We start from the raw sequence: 21,270 nt of genomic DNA, 5'->3' as shown, positions 1-21,270 counted from the left end.
CGGGCGGTGGCGACGCCCTTGCGCACCACGCGCCGCATGCCGTCGTCCTCGGCGACCTCCCACCGGACCGGCACCGGCGTCCGCGGCATGCCGCCCATCCCGTCGTCGGCCAGCGGCTGGGTGGCGAGCCTGGTCCATAACACCACGCCGTCCGGGCGCGGGTCGCCGGAGGAGACGCCCAGCGTGAAAGGGTTGGCGGATAAAGCGGGCACGGGGTCGGTCGCCCCGCTCGGCACCTGGCCCAGCGCGATGACCCCGGCCACGCCCGTGGCGTAGGTGAGCACCTGACGCCGGGAGGCGCGACTGTCCAGCAGGTTGCGCCGTTGATCCGCTTTCATCTGTCATCGCCTCGTTGTTGATCGGATGGCCCGGGGGTAAATGCGCAAGGGCAGAACCGGCCGCCCGACCCCAGAAATATCCGACCTAAAATGCGTCAGGTGGAGTTGAAGATCTATCCCGACGGCCCGTCCGTCCAGGTGCCCGACGAGGCCGCGGCCTTGGCCAGTCCGCTGGAGGGGCAGCTCGTCCTCGACGGCACCCGGTTCCTGCGCAGGGACGTCACCGGCGCCCCGGTCGCGTTCCTCGAGCGACCGCCCGTCGCCGCCGCCCTCGACCTCCTCCCCCACCCGGAGGGCGGCTGGTTCCGCGAGACGTGGAGGTCGCCCGTGACGTTCCACCCGGACGGCTACTCCGGGCCGCGAGCGAGCGCCACCGGCATCTACTTCCTGCTCAACCCGGGCGAGGAGTCCGTCCCGCACATGGTCAGGTCGGACGAGGTGTGGTTGTGGCACCGCGGCGGCCCGCTCAACCTGACGATCGGCGACGCCACGGTCACACTGGGGCCGGACGTGGAGGTCGGCCAGGCGCCGCAGGCGATCGTGCCCGGCGGGGTGTGGCAGTCGGCCCGGCCGGCCGGCGACGAGCCCGTGCTGGTGAGCTGCATCGTGTCGCCGGGCTTCGATTTTGCCGACTTCACCGCATAACCGGGGGGTCGAAGGGAAGCGCGTGTGGCCATGAAAGCAAAGGAATGGAACGTGCGCATCCTGCTGACCGAGGACGGCGACGACACGGCGGCGCGGGCGGCGCTCACCATCGACGACACCGTCGTCACGGGCAACGGCCGTGCCAGGCGCAACCCGTCCGACCCGGCGGTGCCCGAGATCGGGGACGAGCTGGCGGCCGCGCGCGCCCTGGCCGACCTGGCCGAGCGGCTCGCGGTCATCACCCAGCGGGACATCGCGAGCTCTGCCGACTCCCCCACCTCGAGCCGCTCTTGGTGAGCACGTTCCTGTCGCCGGTCCGCCCCGCCGGGTCGGCGAATATCGAGTTGACGGGCCGCCTGCCGAAACGCTGGTATGGCGGTCCATGGGCAAAATGCATGACGACGAGGTGGAGACCGACGAGACCCTCGTGCGCCGGTTGCTGGCCGCGCAGTTCCCCCAGTGGTCGGACCTGCCGATCGAGCGCTTCCCCTCGCCGGGCACGGTCAACGCCGTCTACCGCCTCGGCGACGACCTGTCCGTACGCCTGCCGATCGTCGAGTGGGGCGTCGGCGACGTGGAGAAGGAGCATCTGTGGCTGCCGCGGCTGGCCCCGCTGCTGCCGCTCGCCATTCCGGAGGTGCTCGGCGCGGGTGTGCCCGGTGAGGGCTTCCCCTGGCCGTGGTCGGTGTGCCGATGGCTGCCCGGCGCCAACCCCGAGACCGGGGACGAGCCTCTCGCCAAGGATCTGGGGGCGTTCGTGGCCGCCTTCCGGCAGGTGGATCTGCCGGACGGGCCGAGAGCGTACCGGGCGGGGCCGCTCAGCCGGCTGGACAAGGCGACCCGGCACGCGATCGGCGAGCTGGACGGGCTGATCGACACGGCGGCGGCGACGGCGATCTGGGACGCGGCGGCACGCTCGCCGGAGTGGCCGGGCCCGCCCGTGTGGACGCACTCCGACCTGATGCCCGGCAACCTGCTCGTCGAGAACGGCCGGCTCACCGGCGTGATCGACTTCGCCACGGCCGGCGTGGGCGACCCGGCCTGCGACCTGATCCCCGCGTGGAACCTGCTCACCCCGGACGCCAGAGACGTCTTCCGCGCCGGGCTGGACGTGGACGACGGCACCTGGGCGCGGGGCCGTGGCTGGGCGCTGTCCATGGCGGTCGGCCAGCTGGACTACTACCAGCACACGAACCACGCGATGGCGTCCAACGCACGGCACACGATCCAGGCGGTGATCATGGAATGTGCCTGAGGTAACGTCGGCACTCTCCCCGTCGCTCGATCAAGGAGAGTCGCATGGTCCGCAAAGCCGTGATCCCGGTGGCCGGCCTGGGCACCCGGCTGCTGCCGCTGACGAAGGCCCTGCCGAAGGAGATGCTGCCGATCGGCGACAAACCCGTCATCGAGCACACCATCCGGGAGCTCGTGGACTCCGGCATCGACGAGATCACCATCGTCACCTCGGCCCGCAAGGACCTGGTGCAGCGGCACTTCGCCCCGGACGCCGACCTGGAGCTGCAGCTGCGCGCCGACGGCAAGGACGACCTGGCCGACGCGGTGGCGGAGCTGTCGTCATTGGCGCACATCACCTACCTGTACCAGAACGGCCCCTACGGCAACGGCACACCCGTGCTCAACGCCGCCCGCGTCATCGGCGACGAGCCGTTCATGGTGCTCTGGGCCGACGACGTTTTCGTGGCCGAGGTGCCGCGGGCCAAGCAGCTCAAGAGCGCGTACGAGGCCACGAAGGCCCCCGTCCTGGCCCTGATGCCGATGGCGGTCGAGGACGCCTCCCGCTACGGCGTGCCCGTCGTCGAGGAGGACCTGGGCGGTGGCCGGTTGCGGATCTCCGGCCTGGTGGAGAAGCCGTCGCCGGAGCGGGCCCCGTCCCGGTACGCCGCCATCGGCGGCTATGTCGTCACCCCCGGCGTCGTGGAGGAGCTGGAGGCCGCCACGCGTAAGTGGCACGAGAACCCCGAGGGCGAGATCTACCTCACCGACGCGCTGGACCGCCACGCCGCCGCCCACCCGGTGTACGGGCAGGTCATCGACGGCACCTGGTGGGACACGGGCTCGCCGCTCAACTACCTCAAGGCCCAGTTCGCCGCGGCCCTCGCCGATCCGGCCTACGGCCCGGAGCTGCGTAGGCTGGCTCAGGAGAGCGGCTGAAAGTTGGGATTCTTGCGGCGGGATGATTGTCTGTCCGCAGAACCTATGAGGAGGGCCCCGGTGAGCCGACAAATCGTTTCCCTCGTGGGTGGCAAGGAAGCCGCCGCCACGAGCACGTACGAATCCACCAACCCCGCCCGGCCGCGCGAGGTCGTGGCCCGGGTCGGCATGGCCGACGCCGGCACGTTCGCCGCCGCCTGCCGCACCGCCAAGGAGGCCCAGCGCGAGTGGGCCAGGGTGCCCGCCCCGGTGCGCGGCCGGGTGATCGCCTCCATCGGGCGGCTGGTCGAGGCCAACACCGAGCGGCTGGCCCGGCTGGTCACCGAGGAGATCGGCAAGCCGTACGCCGAGGCGCTCGGCGAGGTGCGGGAGATCGTGGACACGTGCGACTTCTTCCTCGGCGAGGGCCGCAGGCTCTATGGGCAGACGGTGCCGTCGGAGATGCCGGACAAAAACCTCTTCACCTTCCGCAACCCGGTGGGTGTGGCGGCGGTCGTCACCGCGGGCAACTTCCCCGTGGCGGTGCCGTCGTGGTATCTGGTCCCGGCCCTGCTGTGCGGCAACGCCGTCGTCTGGAAGCCCGCCGAATACGCCGCCGCCTCCGCGCACGCGATGTTCCAGCTCTTCGTGGCGGCCGGGCTGCCCGACGGCGTGCTGAACGTCGTCTTCGCCGACGGCGCGGAGACCTTCCGCGGTCTGGAGCTGGCCCTGGAGGAGAGCAGCGTCAACAAGGTCGGGTTCACCGGCTCCAGCGAGGTGGGCAGGAAGATCGGCGAGCTGACCGGGCGGCACCTGCAGTCGGCCTGCCTGGAGCTGGGCGGCAAGAACCCGATGGTGATCATGCCGGACGCCGACCTGGACCTGGCTGTCGAGGGCGCGTTGTTCTCGGGCTTCGGCACCGCCGGCCAGCGCTGCACCAGCCTCGGCACGGTCATCGTGCACGAGAGCGTGCACGACGCGTTCGTCGAACGGTTCGCGCGGGCGGTGGGCGAGGCCAGGATCGGCGACCCCGCGCAGGACGTGCTGGCCGGTCCGCTGCTGGACCAGAAGTTCGCCGACCGGTACGAGGAGTATCTGACCTGGATCCGGCCCCACCACAGGGTCGTGTCCGGAAATACCGGAAAAATCACCAAGGACAACCCGCGCGGCGACTTCGACGGTGAGGGCGGCCTCTACTACCACCCGGTCGTCGTGGACGGCGTCAAGCCCGGCGACCGCCTCTTCATGGAGGAGACGTTCGGCCCGATCGTGGGCGTGACCACGTTCGCGACTCTCGACGAGGCCGTCGAGCTGGCCAACCTGCCCGGCTACGGCCTGTCGAGCTCGATCTACACCACGAACCCGAAGAGCGCCTTCCGCTTCCGCGAGGGCATCTCGGCCGGCATGGTCAGCGTCAACAACTCCACCTCGGGAGCGGAGGCGCACCTGCCCTTCGGCGGCAACGGCAAGTCCGGCAACGGCAGCCGCCAGTCCGGCGTGTGGGTGCTCGACCAGTTCACCCGCTGGCAGGCCATGAACTGGGACCACTCGGGCCGGCTGCAGAAGGCACAGATGGATGTCGCGGAGATCGTTCCCGACCTCGAGTTCCGCCTCCCGTGAACGGAAAACGGGGCCCCCATCCGGGGGCCCCGTTTCACGAGGAAGGTCAGACCAGGCCCTTCTTCTCCAGGGCCGCGCAGACGGTGTTCACCAGCAGGCGGGTGACGACGTACGGGTCCATGTTGGCGTTCGGGCGACGGTCCTCGATGTAGCCCTTCTTCTCGACCTCGACCTGCCACGGGATACGCACCGACGCACCACGGTTGGAGACGCCGTAGCTGTACTTGTTCCACGGGGCGGTCTCGTGGGCACCGGTGAGGCGGGACTCGACGCCGGAGCCGTACTGCGAGATGTGCTCCATCGGCTTGTCACCCTCGCCGAGCGACTCGCAGGCGGCGACGATGGCGTCGTAGCCCTCGCGCATGGCCTTGGTGGAGAAGTTGGTGTGCGCGCCGGCGCCGTTCCAGTCGCCGCGGGCGGGCTTGGGGTCGAGGGTGGCCTCGACGCCGAACTCCTCGGCCGTCCTGTAGAGCAGGTAGCGGGCGATCCACATGTGGTCGGAGACCTCGACGGGGCCCGCCGGGCCGACCTGGAACTCCCACTGGCCGGGCATGACCTCGGCGTTGATGCCGGAGATCGCCAGGCCGGCGGCGAGGCAGCGGTCGAGGTGGAGCTCGACGATCTCGCGGCCGAAGATGGCGTCGGCGCCGACACCGCAGTAGTAGGGGCCCTGCGGGGCAGGGAAACCACCCTCGGGGAAGCCGAGCGGACGGCTGCCCTTGAAGAAGGTGTATTCCTGCTCGATGCCGAACCAGGACTCCTGGTCGGCGAACTGCTCGGCGATCGGGCGCAGCAGGGCGCGGGTGTTGCTGACGTGCGGGTCCCCGTTGATCTCCTCGACCTCGGACAGGACGAGGACGTTGTCCCCGCCGCGGATCGGGTCGGGACAGACGAACACCGGGCGGAGCACGCGGTCCGACGAGTGCCCTTCAGCCTGGTTGGTGCTGGAGCCGTCGAAGCCCCAGACCGGAGGCTCGGCCCCATCGGCAAGGATCTTGGTCTTCGAGCGCAGCAGAGCCGTGGGCTCGGTGCCGTCGATCCAGATGTACTCAGCCTTGTAGCTCACGGCGGTCCTTTCAGGGTTCCTTCCAGCCACGCCGAGTCTTATGGACAGCCGTTTCCCCATTTTTGCCCGCATGTGAACGCCGTGTTAATCAGCACAAGTTTTACCAAGCCAAACGCCTGCGCCCGTCATGAAGCCGTCACGATTGGTCCCCTTCGCATCCTGTAGCGCCGGCCGGTGAGCAGGGCGCACACGAGGGCGGGCCGGACGAGCCGACGCATAACCCGTAAGGCGCGGGTCATACGTATCGGGTTCGCCTCACCGTACGATCATCGAGGGGTTTGCTCATGCACGTTCTGTCTTGCGGGGTGCGCGTCTGATGGGCGTCTCGCCGCTGGTGTGGTGGCTGACGATCGCGGGGATCGTCGGGCTGCTGCTGTTCGACTTCGTCTTCCACGTCCGCCGTGCGCACGTCCCCTCGCTGCGCGAGGCCACGATCTGGTCGGCGCTGTACATCGGCATCGCCCTGGCGTTCGGCGTCGGCGTGTGGATCTTCGGTGGCCCCGATCCGGGAACGGAGTATTTCGCCGGCTACATCACGGAGAAGGCGCTGTCGGTCGACAACCTCTTCGTGTTCCTCGTCATCATGTCCAGCTTCAAGGTGCCGCGGGCCAACCAGCAGAAGGCGCTGCTGTTCGGCATCGTGTTCTCGCTGCTGGCCAGGACCGGGTTCATCCTGATCGGCGCGGCGCTGATCAACACCTTCGCCTGGGCGTTCTACGTTTTCGGCCTGATCCTGCTGGTCACGGCCGGAAACCTGCTCAAGCCGGAAAGCGAGGAGAGCCACGACACCGACAACGTCATGGTCCGCCTGGCCCGCAGGCTCTTCGCGGCCACCGAGGTCTACGACGGGGACCGCCTGTTCACCGTCCAGGACGGCAAGCGGGTCATGACCCCGATGGTGCTCGTCATGATCGCCATCGGTGGGACGGACATCATGTTCGCCCTCGACTCCATCCCGGCCATCTTCGGCCTCACCCAGAACATCTACATCGTCTTCACCGCCACCGCGTTCTCCCTGCTGGGGCTGCGGCAGCTCTACTTCCTCCTCGACGACCTGCTCGACCGGCTGATCTACCTCGCCATCGGCCTGGCCGCCATCCTGGGCTTCATCGGGGTCAAGCTCGTCCTGCACGCGCTGCACGAGAACAACGTGCCGTTCATCAACGACGGCCAGCCCGTGCCGGTCACCGAGATCAGCACCGGCCTGTCCCTGTCGGTGATCGTGGGTGTGCTGGTGATCACCGTGATCGCCTCGCTGACCAGCGCGAAGGGCCGGGCGCAGAACGCCGTCTCGGCGGCACGGCGGCACGCCCAGGCGTACCTGGAGGTCGAGCACGACCCGCAGCTGCGCGAGGAGCTGTTCGGGAAGCTGTGCCACGAGGAGGAGCAGCTCAAGAAGCTGCCGGAGAAATATCGCAGGCGCATCCGCGAAGAGGAGAAGCTGATGGCGCTGCTGCGCAGGGTCCACGAGGAGCACGACCGGCGCTGAGCCCGCGCCGGTCGTGCGCCACCCCTCAGGTACGGCCGTCGCGCCCGTTGCCGTCGTAGCCGAGCAGCCGCATGGCGGTGTCCGGGTCCATGGCCGCGGCCAGGAGCTGGGCCCGGGCGTGGGCCTCGTCGCGCTCGCGTTCGGCCTTGGCCTGCGCCGCGCGTACCCCCTTGATCGCCACCAGTGCGAGGCCGGCACCCACGATCACCGCGACGATCACGACGAACAGCAGGAACAGCAGGCCCGGCGAGGCCACCAGGGAGGAGCCCGCCCCGTTGGCGCCCGTCACCGCCAGCGCGGCGATGGCGGACAGCGCGACGAGCCCGAGCAGGCTGGCGATGACCAGCCAGACCCGGCCAGGGCTCCGCCGCCGCGGTGGCGGTGGCGCGGCGGCCGGCTGGACCATGACGGGCACCGGTGGGGGCGCCGAGGCCGACTCGGGCGCCCACGGCACGAACTCCGGCCGATCGACCTGATCGGCGGCGGAGGCCTGGGCGGCGTCGCCGGCGATCCGGTAGCCGGGCGCGGTCGCGGCCGGCGGCGCGATCACCGGCGGCTGGATGGTCGTGACCGGCGGCGAGGACGGAGGCGCCGGCGGGATGACCGTGACGCCGTGCCCGCCGAGGGCGACCGGCATGGGCTCGGCCTCCCGCTCGACGGCCCCGGGCAGGTCGCGATCGATGCGGCTGTGCTCCTTGTGCGCCCTGGCCGCGTCGCGGTGGTATTCCTCCAGCTCCTGGTAGAGCTCGTCGGAAGCGTAGATCGTGCCGTCGATGAGCGGCCCCGGCTCCCGCCGGATGATCGCCACCACGTCGTCGCCGTTGAGCGTCTTGTGCGTCTCCAGTGCGTGTGCCACGCAGAGCACGTCCCTGCGGTGCTCCTGCAGCAGCTCCCCGGTCTTCTCCAGCAGCCGCACCAGGTTGAACTCGATCCGCTCCCCCAGCACGTCGGGGGTGAGGTCGGGCTCCTTTTTGCTCGGCTCCCTTTCGGTGATGCCGATCGAGCCGCCGCCGGGGAGGGGCTTGCGCACGGCCTTGCCACCCATGATCTCCAGCTCCTGGAGCGCGGGCAGCGAGGTGACGCCCGAGCCCATGCCCCAGTACGACTCCATCATCGCGGTGAGGTAGGTCGCGGAGAACAGGTCGCCGGACACGCCGGAGGAGTTGTCCTCGCCGAAGAACATCCGCTCCCCGGCCAGCGACGCCAGCGAGACCATGATGTCGGCCTCGTGCTCCGACTTCCACCGGGTGAACTGGTCCTCGGGCTTGATCGAGGCGACCATGCCCAGGTAGTCGGCGCCCTTCTCGATGGTGGCGATGTCGATCTCGAGGTGGAAGCGGGTCACGTACGCCACAACGGCGTGGCAGGCCTCGTGCACGGCCACGGCGTGCCGCTCGCGCTCGATGTACTCGACGTCCTCGGGCGGGCCGAGCTGCTTGAGCCGCTTGGCGCGCAGCACGTCCGACCAGGTGATGATCTCGCGCCCGTCCCTGATGGCGGTGATCAGCGACTCGTTGACCAGGTCCTTGATCGTGGCGCCGGTGGCGTACGGAGTGATCGTGGCCAGCTTGTCGACCTGCTCGGGGGTGAGCTCGTGGTCGACCTTGTCGAAGTAGCCCTGGTAGGTGCGCACCCGCCCGGCCTTGGACGGGTAGCCGACCTTGTAGATGCGGTCGATGCGGCCCGGCCGCAGCAGCGCCTCGTCCAGCGCGTCGGGCCGGTTCGTGGCCATCATGACGAGGATGCGGTATTTGGGCGGCGGCTTGGGGCGCATCCCGAGTAGCCGCCTGACGAGCCGGTTGAAGAACCCGCGCGGTTTCTTGAGCCCGGACAGCTCGGTGAGCAGCGCCTGCAGCGTGCCGGGGTCGCCGCTGCCCATCATGCCGCCGCCCATCATGAAGCGGTTACGCCGGCCCGGCTCCTCTTCCTCGCGCCGGGCGCGGAAGGCCAGCACCTGGCGGGTCTCCTCGGACAGGTAGTTGAGCCCGTGGCAGCCGGCGTACCCGGACAGCCCGGAGAAGCCGCCGCCCGGCACGTTCGGGCCCTGCTGGGCGAGCCGGCCGCGCTTGCCGAGCGAGTCGGCCTCGTCGAAGAAGACGATCACGCCGCCGTACCGGAGGGCCAGCTTGCGCAGCTTCCTGAACAGGCTCTTCACCTTGAGGATGCCGATGCCCATGAACATGTTCGTGAACGCACCCGGATCCACGAACACGTACGGCTTGCCGGTCTCACCGGCCACGGCCTCGGCCATGAGGGTCTTGCCGGTGCCCGGCGGCCCCCAGAGCAGCAGGCCGCTGGGGACGTACCCGCCGCGCTTCTCGATCTCGTCGGGCCGCTCCAGGAAGACGATGTTCTCCCTGACGCGCTCGACCACGTGGTCCTGCCCCCACACGTCGTGGAAGCGGGTCTTGATGTCGTCGGGGAAGTAGGTCTCGACGCCGCCCCTGGACAGGAACCAGAACAGGCCCACGAACTGGATGATGACGAAGAAGAACAGGAAAACGATCTGCAGGAAGAACGGCAGCGCCTGCCAGATCAGCGCGGGCACCTGGAACAGCGCCTGGAACGGGCTGATGTCCAGCACCGCCCCCAGCACCAGGGCGATCAGCACGACAAAGAAAGTGATCTTCAGTGCCCGCGAGAGCCGGTAACGCGTCCAATCGTCGAAGCGGCGGTGCGTCCAGCGGTCGAAGCCGCCGAAGACCTTCTGGCTCCAGAAGCGGTGGTAGGCCGACCAGCGCTCGCTGATGAAGAAGTGCAGCTGGCGGATGACCTCCGCGCCGAGCAACCAGAAGATCCACTGGTATTCCTGCGCGATGGCCCGCGCCGCCTCAGGGAAGGTGACGACGCCCTCGTAGTCGGCCATCACCTTCCAGGTGAGGATGAGATAGGCCGCCACCAGAACGATGAGGAACTTGCTCCGATCCCAGAACTGCATTTTCTTCCTGGTCACGGATTCGGGATCGGAAGGCCCGCTGCCGGGGGCACGCAGCCCTTCATGGTGAATGGTCGTGGTCAATGGTGCTCCCTCATCCAGGCAGCCGGAGCAGCTTGAAAGAACTCGCGATCTTGTCGAACTCGCCGGCGCGCTTCCTGAAGCAGAGCGACTGGCAGCCGATGAGCATGACGGAGACCGTGGAACCCTTCTCGTCGAGAATGGCGGTGTGGTCGAACGTCTGGACGTCGTTGCCGATCTGGTAGTTGAAGCGGACCCGGACGCCCCGGGCGCCGGCGTCCAGGGTCAGGACCTCGTCGTTGAGAAGCTCGAAGTTGTTGAGGGTCGGCGGCTGGCCGGTCGCGATCGACTGCTGGAGATAGGCCTCGCGCACCTGCTCGGTGACCGGCAGGACGAAGTCGCGCAGCCTGTTGAGCGAGATCGCGTCCCGCTGCTCCTCGGTCAGCTGGTGCACGGTGGCGTAGACGAAAGGATCCGCCGAGCCCAGGATGTGGTCGACCGACGGTTCCGTGGACTGGTCGAAGGCCGTCGACCAGACCCGCTGCGCCCGCAGCTGCGCCGCCTGTGAGTGGGGATGGTCGCCGGACAGATACATCTCGATGGCGCTGGCGTTGAGCTGCGTGAACGAGGCCGGCACCTTGAAGTACGTGGTGCCCGTCCGGTCCCGGACATAGGTGAATTCCGGCTGCCCGCACGCCGACAGCATGAAGATCGCGGCTAGGAGCGCGATCAAAGCCCGTGTCTTTTTCACCAGGGCTTACCTCCGCATTTACGGACCAACGGAGTTGTTGTGCCCGCTTTCAGGCGGAATGAGCCCCTTGCAGGCTGAGAAATCTTGACCAAATCTTGGCCGAGGGTTGGCTTTACTTGTTACAGATCAAAAGCCGCACGTCGTGCGGTCCTCGCTCCATGGCTCGCGGACCCGTACAACGTTCATGCAACCCCCATTGGTTCAACTCAGGAAGTAGCTAAAGATATGAGGATCCGTATCGACATCGGAGCATGGGATGACAGAACCCGCCATGGAGACCGTGGACTCCTTCGGCATGTCGGCCGAACGCCAGTTCGCCGACGTCTGGTCGAGGACGGTCCTGTCGGTCAGGGAGCGCCGCCTGCTCCTGCTCGGGCTGCTCGTCGGCCAGGGCCTCGACCAGTTGACGGACGTTCAGCTCGACCTCGCCCTGCGGGCCGGCGACCTCAGCGAGACGGAGTTGCGGGAGGTGGTGGTCTTCCTCGCCCACTACGCGGGCTGGGCCCGCGGGGCGATGCTGAATGACCAGGTGGAGAGCTTGATCGAGCGCGTCAGGCAGGCTCGATCCGATAGACCGGGCCCCGGAGGCTGAGCGCGTAGAGTTCGCCGTCGTGCCCTTGGCCGAACGATGACAGTTGCTCCACTTCTCCGACCTCGGCCGCCCTCTCCAACTCGTCGACGGGGGCGGCTTTGATCCATCCGGCGCAGAAGTCGCCGTAGAGGAATTGGCCCTCCAGCCACGGGATCTTCTCGCCCCGGTAGACGTATCCGGCGATCACCGAGCAGTTGCCGTCCTGGTTGAGCGGGTAGACGAGCACCGGTTCGACCAGCTCGCGCTCCTTCCCGCCCTTGAAGGACTTGCCGCCTTCGCGCAGGCTCCAGCCGTAGTTCTCGCCGCCTTCCGAACCCGCTGGCTGATAGTCGACCTCCTCCCACGCGTTCTGCCCGACGTCGCCGATCCACAGGTCGCCGGTCTCGCGGTCGAAGGAGAACCGCCACGGGTTGCGCAGCCCGTACGCCCAGATCTCGGTCTTCGCGCCGTCCTTGCCGACGAACGGGTTATCCTCGGGCACCTTGTAGGGCCGGCCCGCCCGCGGATCGATGCGCAGGATCTTGCCGAGCAGCGTGCCGAGATCCTGTCCGTTGCCCTCGGGGTCGCCCGCGCCGCCGCCGTCGCCGAGCGCGATGTAGAGGTGGCCGTCGGGGCCGAAGGCGAGCTGGCCGCCGTTGTGGTTGGGGAAGGGCTGGTCCTGGGTGAGCACGTCGCGCCGGCCCGTCGCCTCGGAGCCGTCGTAGGCCCACTCGGTGACGTGGGTGCGGCCCTGGGTGTCGGTCCAGTCGAGGTAGACCCACCGCCCGGACGGGTGGAACGCGACGCCCAGCAGGCCCTGCTCGTTGCCGCCGCTCACCTCGCCCGACAGGTCGATCACCGTCTTGCCGTCGGAGGTCCGCAGCCGGCCTGTCTGCTCGGCGACGTAGAGGCGGTCATCGCCCTCGCGCACGGCGAACGCCACCGGCTTGTCGAACTCTCCGATCTTCCTGAACCGCAACTCGCCCCGCTCGGCCGGGGTCGTCTCCTGGCTCTGCGGGGTCTGCGGGGCGGCGGTCGTCGTCCCGGCACGGGGAGTGAGCGTCCCGGCAGGCGGCGAAGCCTCAGGCGAGCAGGCGGTGACGGCTACGGCGAAAAGGAGCACAGCCAGGACGAGGCGCACGCCGTTCATCCTGTCACGGACGCTAGGGTTCAGGCATGCCCACCGCATTGATCACCGGCGCCACCGCCGGCCTCGGCGCCGCCTTCGCCCGGCGCCTGGCCGCCGAGGCCTACTCGCTCGTCCTGGTGTCGCGGGACGAGAGCCGGCTGGCCGAGGCCGCCGGCCAGCTCAAGCTCAGGTACGGCGTGAGCGTCGAGGTGCTGCCCGCCGACCTCGCCACCGACGACGGGATCGCCACGGTCGAATCCCGCCTGCGCGACGGCGTCGACCTGCTGATCAACAACGCCGGGTTCGGTCACCCGGGCAGCTTCCCCGACGTGCCGGTCGCGGATGAGGTACGCATGCTCAAGGTGCACTGCGAGGCCGTGCTGCGGCTCACGCTGGCCGCGCTGCCCGGGATGCGCGAGCGCGACCGCGGGGCGGTGATCAACGTGGCGTCCGTGGCGGCGTTCTTCACGCGCGGCACCTACAGCGCCTCCAAGGCATGGGTGGTGAACTTCAGCGAGTCCGCCGCAGCCGAGGTCGGCAATCCGCGCATCAAGATCATGGCGCTGTGCCCCGGGTTCGTGCGGACCGAGTTCCACCAGCGGGCCTCCATGGACACCTCCGGCATTCCCGGCTTCCTCTGGTTGAAGGCCGACAACGTGGTACGGGAAGCGCTGCGCGATCTGGCGCTCGGCAAGCGGGTGTCGGTGCCGGACATCCGTTACAAGGCCATCGTGGCGGTCGGCAGGCTGGTGCCGCGCAGCCTGCAGAGCCTCGTGTCGGGCAAGCTCGGACGCTGAGGATCGGACGCCGGCGGGATTCCGCCGGCGGACATGGAAGGGCCCCCGCCGCGGGAGGGGGTCGCGGTGGGGGCCCAGCGATCGTGAGCTTGGCTCACGATCGAGAACTGCGGCTCGCGGTCAGCGGTTGGCCTCGTGGCCGATCGCCAGACCGGAGGCCGGGTCGAAGAAGTGCATGTTGTGCGTGTCGACGACCAGCTCGATGTTCTGGCCGGGGCGCACGTGGCTGCGGGCGTTGACGCGGGCCGTCCACAGGGACTTGTCGCCCACGAGCGGCAGCGCCGCCTCGTCGTCGTCACCCGTGTCGGCGGCGGCGACGGTGTCCTTGTGCTCGACCGGCGGGGCGTCGATCAGGAACAGGACGTTGATCTCGGAGCCCAGCTCCTCGGTGACCTCCGCCTTGACCGGCAGCGTGGCCCAGCCATTGGCGTGGTTGCCCGCGGAGGTGGCGTCCTCGAAGTCGGACGGGCGGATGCCGAGGATGATCTTCTTGCCGATGTACTGGTCGAGGCCGGGCTTGTCGGAGAAGGTCGACTCGGGAATCGACAGCTTGATGTCGGCGAAGGTGACGGCGGCGCCGTTGTCGCGGACCAGCTCGGCGGTGACGAAGTTCATCGACGGCGAGCCCATGAAGCCCGCCACGAACAGGTTGACCGGCTTGTCGAACAGGTTCTGAGGGGTGTCGACCTGCTGGAGCAGACCGTCGCGCAGCACGCAGACGCGGTCTCCCAGGGTCATGGCCTCGACCTGGTCGTGGGTGACGTAGACGGTGGTGACGCCGAGGCGCTCGTGCAACGTGTTGAGCGAGGCGCGCATGGAGACGCGCAGCTTGGCGTCGAGGTTGGACAGCGGCTCGTCCATGAGGAAGGCCTGCGGCTCACGCACGATGGCGCGGCCCATGGCGACACGCTGGCGCTGACCACCGGACAGGGCGGCCGGCTTGCGCTTGAGGTACTGCTCCAGGCCGAGCATCTTGGCGGCGTCGTTGACCCGCTTCTGGATCTCCGGCTTGGGCATCTTGCGGAGCTTGAGGCCGAAGGCGAGGTTTTCCTCGACCGTCATGTGCGGGTAGAGCGCGTAGTTCTGGAAGACCATCGCGATGTCGCGGTCCTTGGGCGGCAGGTGGTTGACCACCTTGTCGCCGATGGAGATCTCGCCCCCGCTGATGTCCTCCAGACCCGCGATCATCCGGAGCGCGGTCGACTTACCGCAACCGGAGGGGCCGACCAGCACCATGAACTCGCCGTCCTTGATCTCAAGGTTGAGCCCGTTCACGGCCTTTACGCCACCGGCGTAGATCTTGTCGACGTTCGTCAGAACGATGGATGCCATGACATTCCTTCGCGCTCCAGGGCGGTAGCCCGGATGTTGATACCGTGTGCCCACTTCCGTGGATACGTTTTCAAGCATCTCACCCGAAAGAGGACATCGGTGTCAAGGGTTCCCGTGTGACCAGCCTTTGTCGCTGCGTGAGTCTTCCCCTTGGGTGAAAACCATGATGGAATCGTTTCCATGGAGAGGCGGGCGACGATCAAAGATGTTGCCGAGGCGGCCGGCGTGGGCGTCGCGACCGTGTCCAGGGTGCTGTCGGGCGGCTCGGCCAGCCCGCAGACCAGGGAACGTGTCCTGGCCGTCGCCGCGCAGCTCGACTACCGCCCCAGTGCGCTCGGGCGCAACCTGCGCCAGCGCCGTACCGGCGGCATGGGGCTGCTCGTCCCCGACCTGACCGACACCTTCTACGGCCAGCTGGCGGAGGGCGTGCTCGCCTGCGCCCGCTCGGCCGGCGAGCCGGTCGTGCTCGGCTCGACCGGCGGCGACCCCGAGCAGGAGTCCGAGCTGATCGGCATGCTGCTGGAGCAGAGCGTGGACCGCCTGATCGCGGTGCCGTCAGGCGACGCCGAGACCTGGACCCCGGCGATTCGCGCGGGCATGACCGTGGTCTTCGCCGACCGCCTGCCCGCCCATGCCGCCGACGAGGACCTCGGGCCGGCGGCCCTGGCGGACCTCATGGCCCTGGACGGCCTGTCCGCCGCCGCGCAGGCCCGCCCGCTGGACGTGCCGGCCGTGGTGGCCGACGACCGGGCCGGCATCCGCACGGCCGTCCGCTACCTGCGGGGCCTGGGCCACAAGCGCATCGCCTTCCTCGGCGGGCCCGGCCACGATCGCCGGGCGGCGGCCTTCAGGGAGGCGGTGGGGGCGCCGGTGGACGAGGAGCTCGTGGTGTTCGGCACCGGCAGCCGCGACTCCGCCTACGCGGCCGCCTCCGGCCTGTTCCAGAGCCGCCCCGACCTGTCGGCGGTGGTGGCCGGGGGGAACGTCCTCGGGGAGGCGGCGGTGCTGGCGGCCCGAGAGCTGGATCTGCGGGTGCCGCGGGACGTGTCCCTGGTGATGTACGACGACGTGCCCTGGGCCGAGCTGTGCGCCCCGCCGCTGACGGTGATCGCCCAGCCGGGGCGGGACATGGGCTATCGGGCGGCGGAGCTGGTGCTGCGCGCCGCAAGCAGGAAACCGCGCAGCGTGGTCCTGCCGACCGAGCTGATCATCAGGGGGAGCTGCGGCCCGCACCGCTGACGCTCTTGGGCGCGCCGCTGTAACGGCGGGGAAGGATCATGACGGGGTTGTCGTCGAGGATCACCTCCGGTGGCCCGAACGCGGCGGCGACCTCGCGGATCTCCGGCTCATCGAGCATCAGCAGCCGCCCGCGCTCGACGAACACCTCGCCGTCCACCAGCACGGTGGGCCGGTCGACCTGGCAGTCGCAATGCGCGAAACCGGGTCCCGTCGTGACCGGCACCCCGTCCGTCAGCCCGTCGAGGCCGCAGTAGAAGGCCCCTGCGTGCTTCTCCCGCTCGAACTGTGTCCCGCCGGACACCCGCACTTTCGGGTTGAGCCCGAACAGGGCGTGCCGCATGTAGTAGCCGCCGGGCGCGTACCGCCGCAGTTGCTCGGCGGCGGCCCCGCCCTCGATCTTGCGGACCAGGTTGCCTTCCAGGATGATCCGGACCGGCTCCTCGGGCACGCCGGTGACCGTGCAGTCCTCGACGACGAGGACGCCCTCGGTGTCGGTCGGCCAGAAGTTGGCGCCCCCGTACGGGAAGGGCCGCCAGTCGCCGGGCCGCAACGCGCCACCCGGATTGGACTCGAACGTCAGCCCGGAGAACGTCACGTCGGTTCCCCGCTCGGAGGTCACCCGGATCGACCGGGCTGCCGACAACTGCCGCAGCGCGCGGCCCAGCAGCGCATAGAAGACCTCGGTGGGCAGCCGCGCTCCGGTGAGCAGTGCTCCGGCCGTGGCGGTCATGTGCAGGGACAGGAACCGGGCGGAGCGGGACGCGATCTGGTCGAAGAAGAGCGGCGCCGTGTGCACCTCGCCCCACCACGTCCCGCTGATCACGACGTCGGACTCCCGGAACGCGGCCGCCTCGATCTCCAGCGGCGCCTCCCGGTCCCACCCCCCGGGGCTGAACGGCGCCACCGACAGGATCCGCACGTCGGCGTCCCGGTAGGCGGCCGCCGCGGCGATCGCCTGGACGACGACCGGGTCGACGGTGTGCTCCATGAGCAGCAGCACCCGCTCGCCGGCCCGCAACCCGACGTAGTCCAGCAGGTTGCGCACCCCGGGCATCAACTCGACGATCGAGTATGGCGCCGCGGCCGGCTCGGCGACGTAGCTGAAAGGCGATCCTGCGTATGGATTGATCGTCATATCGGAGCTGATACCCCGCCGGAAAATCGCGTACCGTAATTGAATGATTACTCTTCGATCGGCGACTCCACCCGCCTGTCCAGCTCTGCGGTGAAGAACGCGCGTGGCTCCGAGGATGGGCCTGACCTGGCACCACGGATCTGAGGCGCCGCCGGGTCGGCATAGGTGTGCGGGAGGGCGTCGAGCAGTGCCCATCGGCACAACGCGTCCCGGAGGACCGTGACCACGTCGCCGTAGCCGGGATCCGCGATGCGGTCGTCGAGTTCGTACGGATCCCGCGTCAGGTCGAACATCGCCTCCCGGTCCGCCCACCGGATGAGCTTGTGCTGTGCGGTCCTGACCATGCAGGCCAGGCCGTCCCTGTTGTCCTCGGCGAACACGACGTCGCGGCCGGAGGCGGACGCGGCGAGGTCCACACCGGACAGCGGCGTTCGTGAGGTGGCCCCGCACGCGGACAGGATCGTGGGGGCCAAGTCGACCAGCGACACCAGCGAGCCGTCGGCCCGGTTCCGCCGCCCGCCCGTCCCCGGGAACTTGACCAGCAGGGGCACCTTGACCAGCGGGTCGTACATCGGTCCGTCTTTGAGCAGCAGGTGGTGGAAGCCCAGGTACTCGCCGTGGTCGGAGGTGAAGACGATCAGGGTGTCGTCGTAGAGACCGCGCTCCCGCAGGTGGTCCAGCAGCCGTCCGACGTGGTGGTCGAGCTGGGTGATGGTGGCGTAGTAATGGGACATGACCCGGCGCAGCACGGGCAGGGTGAGCGGCTCGTAGTCGAAGTAGCGGCGCCGGTAGGGCAGGTCGGCGTCGGGGATGGCGTCGGTCCAGCCGGGCAGTGGGGTGAGCCGGTCGGGATCGTAGAGCTCATCCCAGGGCGCGGGCGGGTCGAACGGGTGGTGGGGCTTGACGAACGACACGTGGAGGAGCTGGCCTCCGCCGTCCGACCAGCTGTCGAGCACTCCCAGGGCGCGTTCGGCGATCCAGGTCGTCGAGTGCCACTCTTCCGGCAGATTCGTCCGGCCGGCGCCGTAGGTCTGCCAGTAGCTCACCGGCGCGCCGGCTCGGAACTCCTGCTCCTGGTCGACGAGATCGGTCACCGGCGTCAGCCCGGCCTGGGCCAGCTCGCGATGGTAGTCGTCCTCGTAGCGGCCGGGGCCGTCCTGCTCGGCCAGTTCCATGGTGTCGTAGCCGACATCGAGATAGGTCGGCGTCAGGTGCATCTTCCCGACGGCGGCGGTGCGGTATCCGGCGCGGCGCAGGGCCTTGGGGAATGTGTCGATGCCGGGGGCCAGGGTGCTGCGGTTCGTCCAGCCGCCGTGCCGGCGTACATGGAGGCCGGACAGCAGGGAGTAGCGCGACGGCGTGCACACGGGGAACGGGCAGAAGGCGTTGGAGTAGCGCACGCCGTCGGCCGCCAGGCCGTCCAGGTTCGGGGTGTGGACGTCGGTGTTGCCCGCGGCGCCGAGGCAGTCCGCGCGGAACTGGTCGGCCTGGATGACCAGGACGTTGGGGCGCCGGGCGGCGCCCTCCGCCGCCGTCATGGGTGTACGGCCTCGCGGGCCGCGCCGGCCTCGTCCGGTTCGAGGAAGCCGAGCTCGGTCAGCTCGGCCCGCAGTCTCGCGCGACCGGCGTCGTCGGGCGAGGTCAGCGGCGGCCGGCAGGGGCCGCAGTCGACGCCGGTGAGAGCTGTCAGCGCCTTGAATCCGGGGAGCTCACCGCCGTACCCGGCCGCGGTGTCGATGACGGATTGGGCGAGGGCCTGGCATCGCCTGGCCGCCGCGACCTCGCCGTTCGCGGCGAGGTCGAGCATGCGCTGGTAGAGCGGGGCCGCGAAGTTGTACACCGAGCCGATGGCGGTCTTCGCGCCGATGCCGTGCGCGGCGAGCACGAGCTTGCCCACCCCGACGAACACCTCATACCTGCCGTCGGCGATCTCCAGGCAGTGCTGGAGATCGACGAGATCGGTGTGGGCGTACTTGACCCCGGCGAACGTGGGAATCCGGTCCTTGGCGGCGATCATCAGGTCGCTCGCGCGGACGTTCACCCCCGTCACGCCGGGGATGTGGTAGTAGGTGAACGGGAGCTTCGGCGCGGCCTCGGCGATCTGCGCGCAGAATTCGGCGAGCGCGCCGGCGTCGGCGGGCCTGTGGAAATACGGCGCCACCGCGGCGATCGCGCGGGCGCCGACCGACTGCGCGTGCGCGGCGAGCGCCCGCGCCTCGGCGAGGCTGGTGTGCCCGACGTGGACGATCACGTCGAGCCGGCCGTCGGCGGCCTCACACCAGCGCTCGGTCAGGGCCTGGCGCTCGGCCACGGTCAGCGAGGCGCCCTCGCCGGCCGTGCCGGCCACGAACGCGGCCGGCGAACCCACGGCGGCGAGTGCGTCCACCTGCTTCTCGACGGTCTCCAAAGCGAGGCGCCCGGCCTCGTCGAACGGGGTGAACACGGCGGTGAGGAGGGACATCCCCCGGCCGCCCGAGGGGTAATTCAAGCCGTTCATGCAGCCTCTTTCTTGATGTGTCAGCTCAGCCGGATAGCCGGATGTCGGTGAGGACCACGGAGTCGCGGGGGTCGGTCCGCAGCCCCGTGACCCGTTTGTCCAGCGCGAACAGCGAGGGCCGGGTGGCGATGCCGATGGCCCAGGCCTCGTCGACGAGGACCTTGTTCAGCGCGGCGTAGGCGGCCTTCTGCTCCTCGGGCTCGATCGCGGTGCGGGCCGCCTTCACCGCCGCGACGTAGGCGTCGGGCACCACGCCGCGCATCATGACGTTGTCGTCGTTCGGCAACATCTGCCTGCCGCGCGAGATGAGCGAAGGGCTCTGCAGGTTGTTCGGCTGTGCGGCGACGGCGCAGTCGAGCTCACCGGCGAAGAGCGCGTCGAGGAACGCGGTCTGCTCGCGCGGCTGGATCCGCAGATCGAAGCCGATCTTCTTCAGGTCGGCCTGGATGATCTGGATGATGTCCCTCGCGGCGGGCTCTGTGCCGATGCCCGCTGTGGCGGTGAGAGGAGCGCCCGAGGCCCTGAGCAGGGCCGCCGCGGCGTCCAGGTCGAAGCCGTGCGAGTCGAGATAGCTCCGGTCGAAGGCCGGTGAGGACGGCATGAACGCGGTGTAGACCGGCTCACCCATGCCGAACCTGACCTGCTTGATGATCCGCTCCCGGTCGATGGCCCGGGCGACGGCCTGGCGCAGCTTCTTGTTGTCGAAGGGCGGGCGCGCCCCGTTCATGAAGAACAGGTCCATCCGGCCGCCGCCCTCGACCAGCGAGAACCGGTCCCGCAGCCGGTCGGCGTTCCGCAGCTCGGTGTAGGCCACGCCGTCCACGTCGCCGGACTCCAGCGCGGCCACCACCGAGTCCTCGTCGTTGAAGAACCGGACCTCGATCCGATCGAGGTGAGGCTTGCCCCTTTCCCAGTAGCCGGGGTTCCGCTCCAGGACGAGGCTGCGGTCCTTGCTGAAAGATGCCATCCGGTACGGACCGGACCCGGCCGGCTTGGTCTCCAGCTGCTTCGGGTCGTTGCTCGCGGCCGGGACGAGCGGGAAGGCGAACATCCAGTAGTGGACGAGCCCTTCGGGCGTCGGCTCGGTGAAGTCGAGGCGCACGGTCCGCTCGTCGACCGGCGTCGCCGACTTGATGAACGCCGACGGCTGGGCCAGCGTGAACGCGGCCTCCTTGTCCAGAGCGCGCTCCACCCCGGCGACCACGTCCTTGGCGGTCACCGGCGTGCCCGAGTGGAAGGCCGCCTGGCGCAACGTGATGGTGACCGAGCGGTGGTCCGAGGCGAATTCCCACTTCTCCGCACCCGCAGGGACGGGCGTGTAGTCGTCGTCGGCGGCGTAGTCGATGAGATAGGTGTAGAAGGCGTGCACGTGCAGCGCGCTGTTGGTCAGGTACGGATCGAACTGCATGATCTGCGTGGTCGCGAGCTTGATCCCGTTGCCGCTCCGGCCCGTGGAGCCGGAGGAGCCGCCCCCGCACGCGCTGAGCAACGGCACGAGACCGGCGGCCGTGAGAAGGGAACGTCGGGTGAGAGGTGTCGGTGGCATGACGGCCT

The 21,270-nt window shown here is 69.3% G+C and carries 18 protein-coding genes and 1 pseudogene; 9 read left to right on the top strand and 10 right to left on the bottom strand.

Annotation, left to right across the window (positions count from 1 at the left end; translation table 11 throughout):
• Positions 1 to 5: 5 nt before the first annotated feature.
• Positions 6 to 338 (bottom strand): annotated as a pseudogene (locus OHA25_RS61515) (PhoD-like phosphatase N-terminal domain-containing protein); the annotation flags it as partial.
• Positions 339 to 437: 99 nt separating this feature from the next.
• Between OHA25_RS61515 and OHA25_RS29680 the strand changes: the two are divergent.
• From OHA25_RS29680 to OHA25_RS29660, 5 genes are all read left to right on the top strand, one after another.
• Positions 438 to 983, top strand: coding sequence for a cupin domain-containing protein (locus OHA25_RS29680; RefSeq protein ID WP_327590729.1), 546 nt, complete (start codon positions 438 to 440; stop codon positions 981 to 983).
• Positions 984 to 1,013: 30 nt separating this feature from the next.
• On the top strand, positions 1,014 to 1,280 hold the full coding sequence (locus OHA25_RS29675) for a dsRBD fold-containing protein (protein WP_327591062.1): 267 nt from the start codon (positions 1,014 to 1,016) through the stop codon (positions 1,278 to 1,280).
• 94 nt (positions 1,281 to 1,374) lie between these two features.
• Positions 1,375 to 2,238 (top strand): aminoglycoside phosphotransferase family protein, encoded by an 864-nt coding sequence (locus OHA25_RS29670; protein WP_327590728.1) that lies wholly within the window; start codon positions 1,375 to 1,377, stop codon positions 2,236 to 2,238.
• 44 nt (positions 2,239 to 2,282) lie between these two features.
• Complete coding sequence (locus OHA25_RS29665) at positions 2,283 to 3,155, top strand: UTP--glucose-1-phosphate uridylyltransferase (RefSeq protein WP_327590727.1); 873 nt, start codon at positions 2,283 to 2,285, stop codon at positions 3,153 to 3,155.
• 60 nt (positions 3,156 to 3,215) lie between these two features.
• Positions 3,216 to 4,754: an aldehyde dehydrogenase family protein gene (locus OHA25_RS29660; RefSeq protein ID WP_327590726.1), complete on the top strand. Its 1,539-nt coding sequence runs from the start codon at positions 3,216 to 3,218 to the stop codon at positions 4,752 to 4,754.
• A 46-nt stretch (positions 4,755 to 4,800) separates the two neighbouring features.
• On the opposite strand, the gene glnII is transcribed toward OHA25_RS29660, so the two are convergent.
• Positions 4,801 to 5,820 (bottom strand): glutamine synthetase, encoded by a 1,020-nt coding sequence (glnII, locus tag OHA25_RS29655; RefSeq protein WP_327590725.1) that lies wholly within the window; start codon positions 5,818 to 5,820, stop codon positions 4,801 to 4,803.
• A gap of 316 nt (positions 5,821 to 6,136) precedes the next feature.
• On the opposite strand from glnII, the gene OHA25_RS29650 reads away from it, so the two are divergent.
• Positions 6,137 to 7,309, top strand: coding sequence for a TerC/Alx family metal homeostasis membrane protein (locus OHA25_RS29650; protein WP_327590724.1), 1,173 nt, complete (start codon positions 6,137 to 6,139; stop codon positions 7,307 to 7,309).
• Between the two features lie 25 nt (positions 7,310 to 7,334).
• On the opposite strand, the gene OHA25_RS29645 is transcribed toward OHA25_RS29650, so the two are convergent.
• Together OHA25_RS29645 and OHA25_RS29640 are read right to left on the bottom strand one after the other, a co-directional pair.
• Positions 7,335 to 10,328, bottom strand: coding sequence for an AAA family ATPase (locus OHA25_RS29645; RefSeq protein WP_327590723.1), 2,994 nt, complete (start codon positions 10,326 to 10,328; stop codon positions 7,335 to 7,337).
• A gap of 10 nt (positions 10,329 to 10,338) precedes the next feature.
• Positions 10,339 to 11,016, bottom strand: a complete 678-nt coding sequence (locus OHA25_RS29640) for an LptM family lipoprotein (RefSeq protein WP_327590722.1) — start codon at positions 11,014 to 11,016, stop codon at positions 10,339 to 10,341.
• A 256-nt stretch (positions 11,017 to 11,272) separates the two neighbouring features.
• Here OHA25_RS29640 and OHA25_RS29635 point away from each other — a divergent pair, with 256 nt between their 5' ends.
• Positions 11,273 to 11,608, top strand: a complete 336-nt coding sequence (locus tag OHA25_RS29635; RefSeq protein WP_327590721.1) for a carboxymuconolactone decarboxylase family protein — start codon at positions 11,273 to 11,275, stop codon at positions 11,606 to 11,608.
• Here the strand turns inward: OHA25_RS29635 and OHA25_RS29630 are convergent.
• Complete coding sequence (locus OHA25_RS29630) at positions 11,568 to 12,728, bottom strand: PQQ-dependent sugar dehydrogenase (RefSeq protein WP_327590720.1); 1,161 nt, start codon at positions 12,726 to 12,728, stop codon at positions 11,568 to 11,570. The two genes, OHA25_RS29635 and OHA25_RS29630, sit on opposite strands and share 41 nt — an antisense overlap.
• Before the next feature lie 35 nt (positions 12,729 to 12,763).
• Between OHA25_RS29630 and OHA25_RS29625 the strand changes: the two genes are divergently transcribed.
• Positions 12,764 to 13,513, top strand: coding sequence for an SDR family NAD(P)-dependent oxidoreductase (locus OHA25_RS29625; RefSeq protein ID WP_327590719.1), 750 nt, complete (start codon positions 12,764 to 12,766; stop codon positions 13,511 to 13,513).
• Between the two features lie 120 nt (positions 13,514 to 13,633).
• Here the strand turns inward: OHA25_RS29625 and OHA25_RS29620 are convergent, their stop codons facing one another.
• Positions 13,634 to 14,845: an ABC transporter ATP-binding protein gene (locus tag OHA25_RS29620; RefSeq protein ID WP_327590718.1), complete on the bottom strand. Its 1,212-nt coding sequence runs from the start codon at positions 14,843 to 14,845 to the stop codon at positions 13,634 to 13,636.
• Between the two features lie 180 nt (positions 14,846 to 15,025).
• Between OHA25_RS29620 and OHA25_RS29615 the strand changes: the two genes are divergently transcribed.
• Positions 15,026 to 16,084, top strand: coding sequence for a LacI family DNA-binding transcriptional regulator (locus OHA25_RS29615; protein WP_327590717.1), 1,059 nt, complete (start codon positions 15,026 to 15,028; stop codon positions 16,082 to 16,084).
• On the opposite strand, the gene OHA25_RS29610 is transcribed toward OHA25_RS29615, so the two are convergent.
• The 4 genes from OHA25_RS29610 to OHA25_RS29595 are packed head-to-tail and all read right to left on the bottom strand — an operon-like array spanning position 16,056 to position 21,262.
• Positions 16,056 to 17,219: a hypothetical protein gene (locus tag OHA25_RS29610; protein WP_327590716.1), complete on the bottom strand. Its 1,164-nt coding sequence runs from the start codon at positions 17,217 to 17,219 to the stop codon at positions 16,056 to 16,058. The genes OHA25_RS29615 and OHA25_RS29610 overlap by 29 nt on opposite strands.
• Positions 17,220 to 17,266: 47 nt before the next feature.
• Positions 17,267 to 18,757, bottom strand: coding sequence for a sulfatase family protein (locus OHA25_RS29605; RefSeq protein ID WP_327590715.1), 1,491 nt, complete (start codon positions 18,755 to 18,757; stop codon positions 17,267 to 17,269).
• Positions 18,754 to 19,716: a dihydrodipicolinate synthase family protein gene (locus OHA25_RS29600; RefSeq protein WP_327590714.1), complete on the bottom strand. Its 963-nt coding sequence runs from the start codon at positions 19,714 to 19,716 to the stop codon at positions 18,754 to 18,756. The genes OHA25_RS29605 and OHA25_RS29600 overlap by 4 nt, the downstream gene beginning before the upstream one ends.
• Positions 19,717 to 19,741: 25 nt before the next feature.
• Positions 19,742 to 21,262: an ABC transporter substrate-binding protein gene (locus OHA25_RS29595; RefSeq protein WP_327590713.1), complete on the bottom strand. Its 1,521-nt coding sequence runs from the start codon at positions 21,260 to 21,262 to the stop codon at positions 19,742 to 19,744.
• Positions 21,263 to 21,270 lie beyond the last annotated feature (8 nt).

It is taken from the genome of Nonomuraea sp. NBC_00507, assembly GCF_036013525.1.
Lineage (GTDB): Bacteria > Actinomycetota > Actinomycetes > Streptosporangiales > Streptosporangiaceae > Nonomuraea.
Note: the sequence above shows the minus strand (reverse complement) of the source record. Positions and strands in the feature narration are given on the sequence as shown.

Excerpts from the sequence above, each read along its gene's own strand:
- OHA25_RS29605 (WP_327590715.1), bottom strand. The coding sequence starts at position 18,757 with ATGACGGCGGCGGAGGGCGCCGCCCGGCGCCCCAACGTCCTGGTCATC.
- OHA25_RS29610 (WP_327590716.1), bottom strand. The coding sequence starts at position 17,219 with ATGACGATCAATCCATACGCAGGATCGCCTTTCAGCTACGTCGCCGAG.
- OHA25_RS29625 (WP_327590719.1), top strand. The coding sequence starts at position 12,764 with ATGCCCACCGCATTGATCACCGGCGCCACCGCCGGCCTCGGCGCCGCC.
- OHA25_RS29600 (WP_327590714.1), bottom strand. The coding sequence starts at position 19,716 with ATGAACGGCTTGAATTACCCCTCGGGCGGCCGGGGGATGTCCCTCCTC.
- OHA25_RS29675 (WP_327591062.1), top strand. The coding sequence starts at position 1,014 with ATGAAAGCAAAGGAATGGAACGTGCGCATCCTGCTGACCGAGGACGGC.
- OHA25_RS29665 (WP_327590727.1), top strand. The coding sequence starts at position 2,283 with ATGGTCCGCAAAGCCGTGATCCCGGTGGCCGGCCTGGGCACCCGGCTG.
- OHA25_RS29615 (WP_327590717.1), top strand. The coding sequence starts at position 15,026 with ATGGAGAGGCGGGCGACGATCAAAGATGTTGCCGAGGCGGCCGGCGTG.
- OHA25_RS29635 (WP_327590721.1), top strand. The coding sequence starts at position 11,273 with ATGACAGAACCCGCCATGGAGACCGTGGACTCCTTCGGCATGTCGGCC.
- OHA25_RS29595 (WP_327590713.1), bottom strand. The coding sequence starts at position 21,262 with ATGCCACCGACACCTCTCACCCGACGTTCCCTTCTCACGGCCGCCGGT.
- OHA25_RS29670 (WP_327590728.1), top strand. The coding sequence starts at position 1,375 with ATGCATGACGACGAGGTGGAGACCGACGAGACCCTCGTGCGCCGGTTG.
- OHA25_RS29620 (WP_327590718.1), bottom strand. The coding sequence starts at position 14,845 with ATGGCATCCATCGTTCTGACGAACGTCGACAAGATCTACGCCGGTGGC.
- OHA25_RS29650 (WP_327590724.1), top strand. The coding sequence starts at position 6,137 with ATGGGCGTCTCGCCGCTGGTGTGGTGGCTGACGATCGCGGGGATCGTC.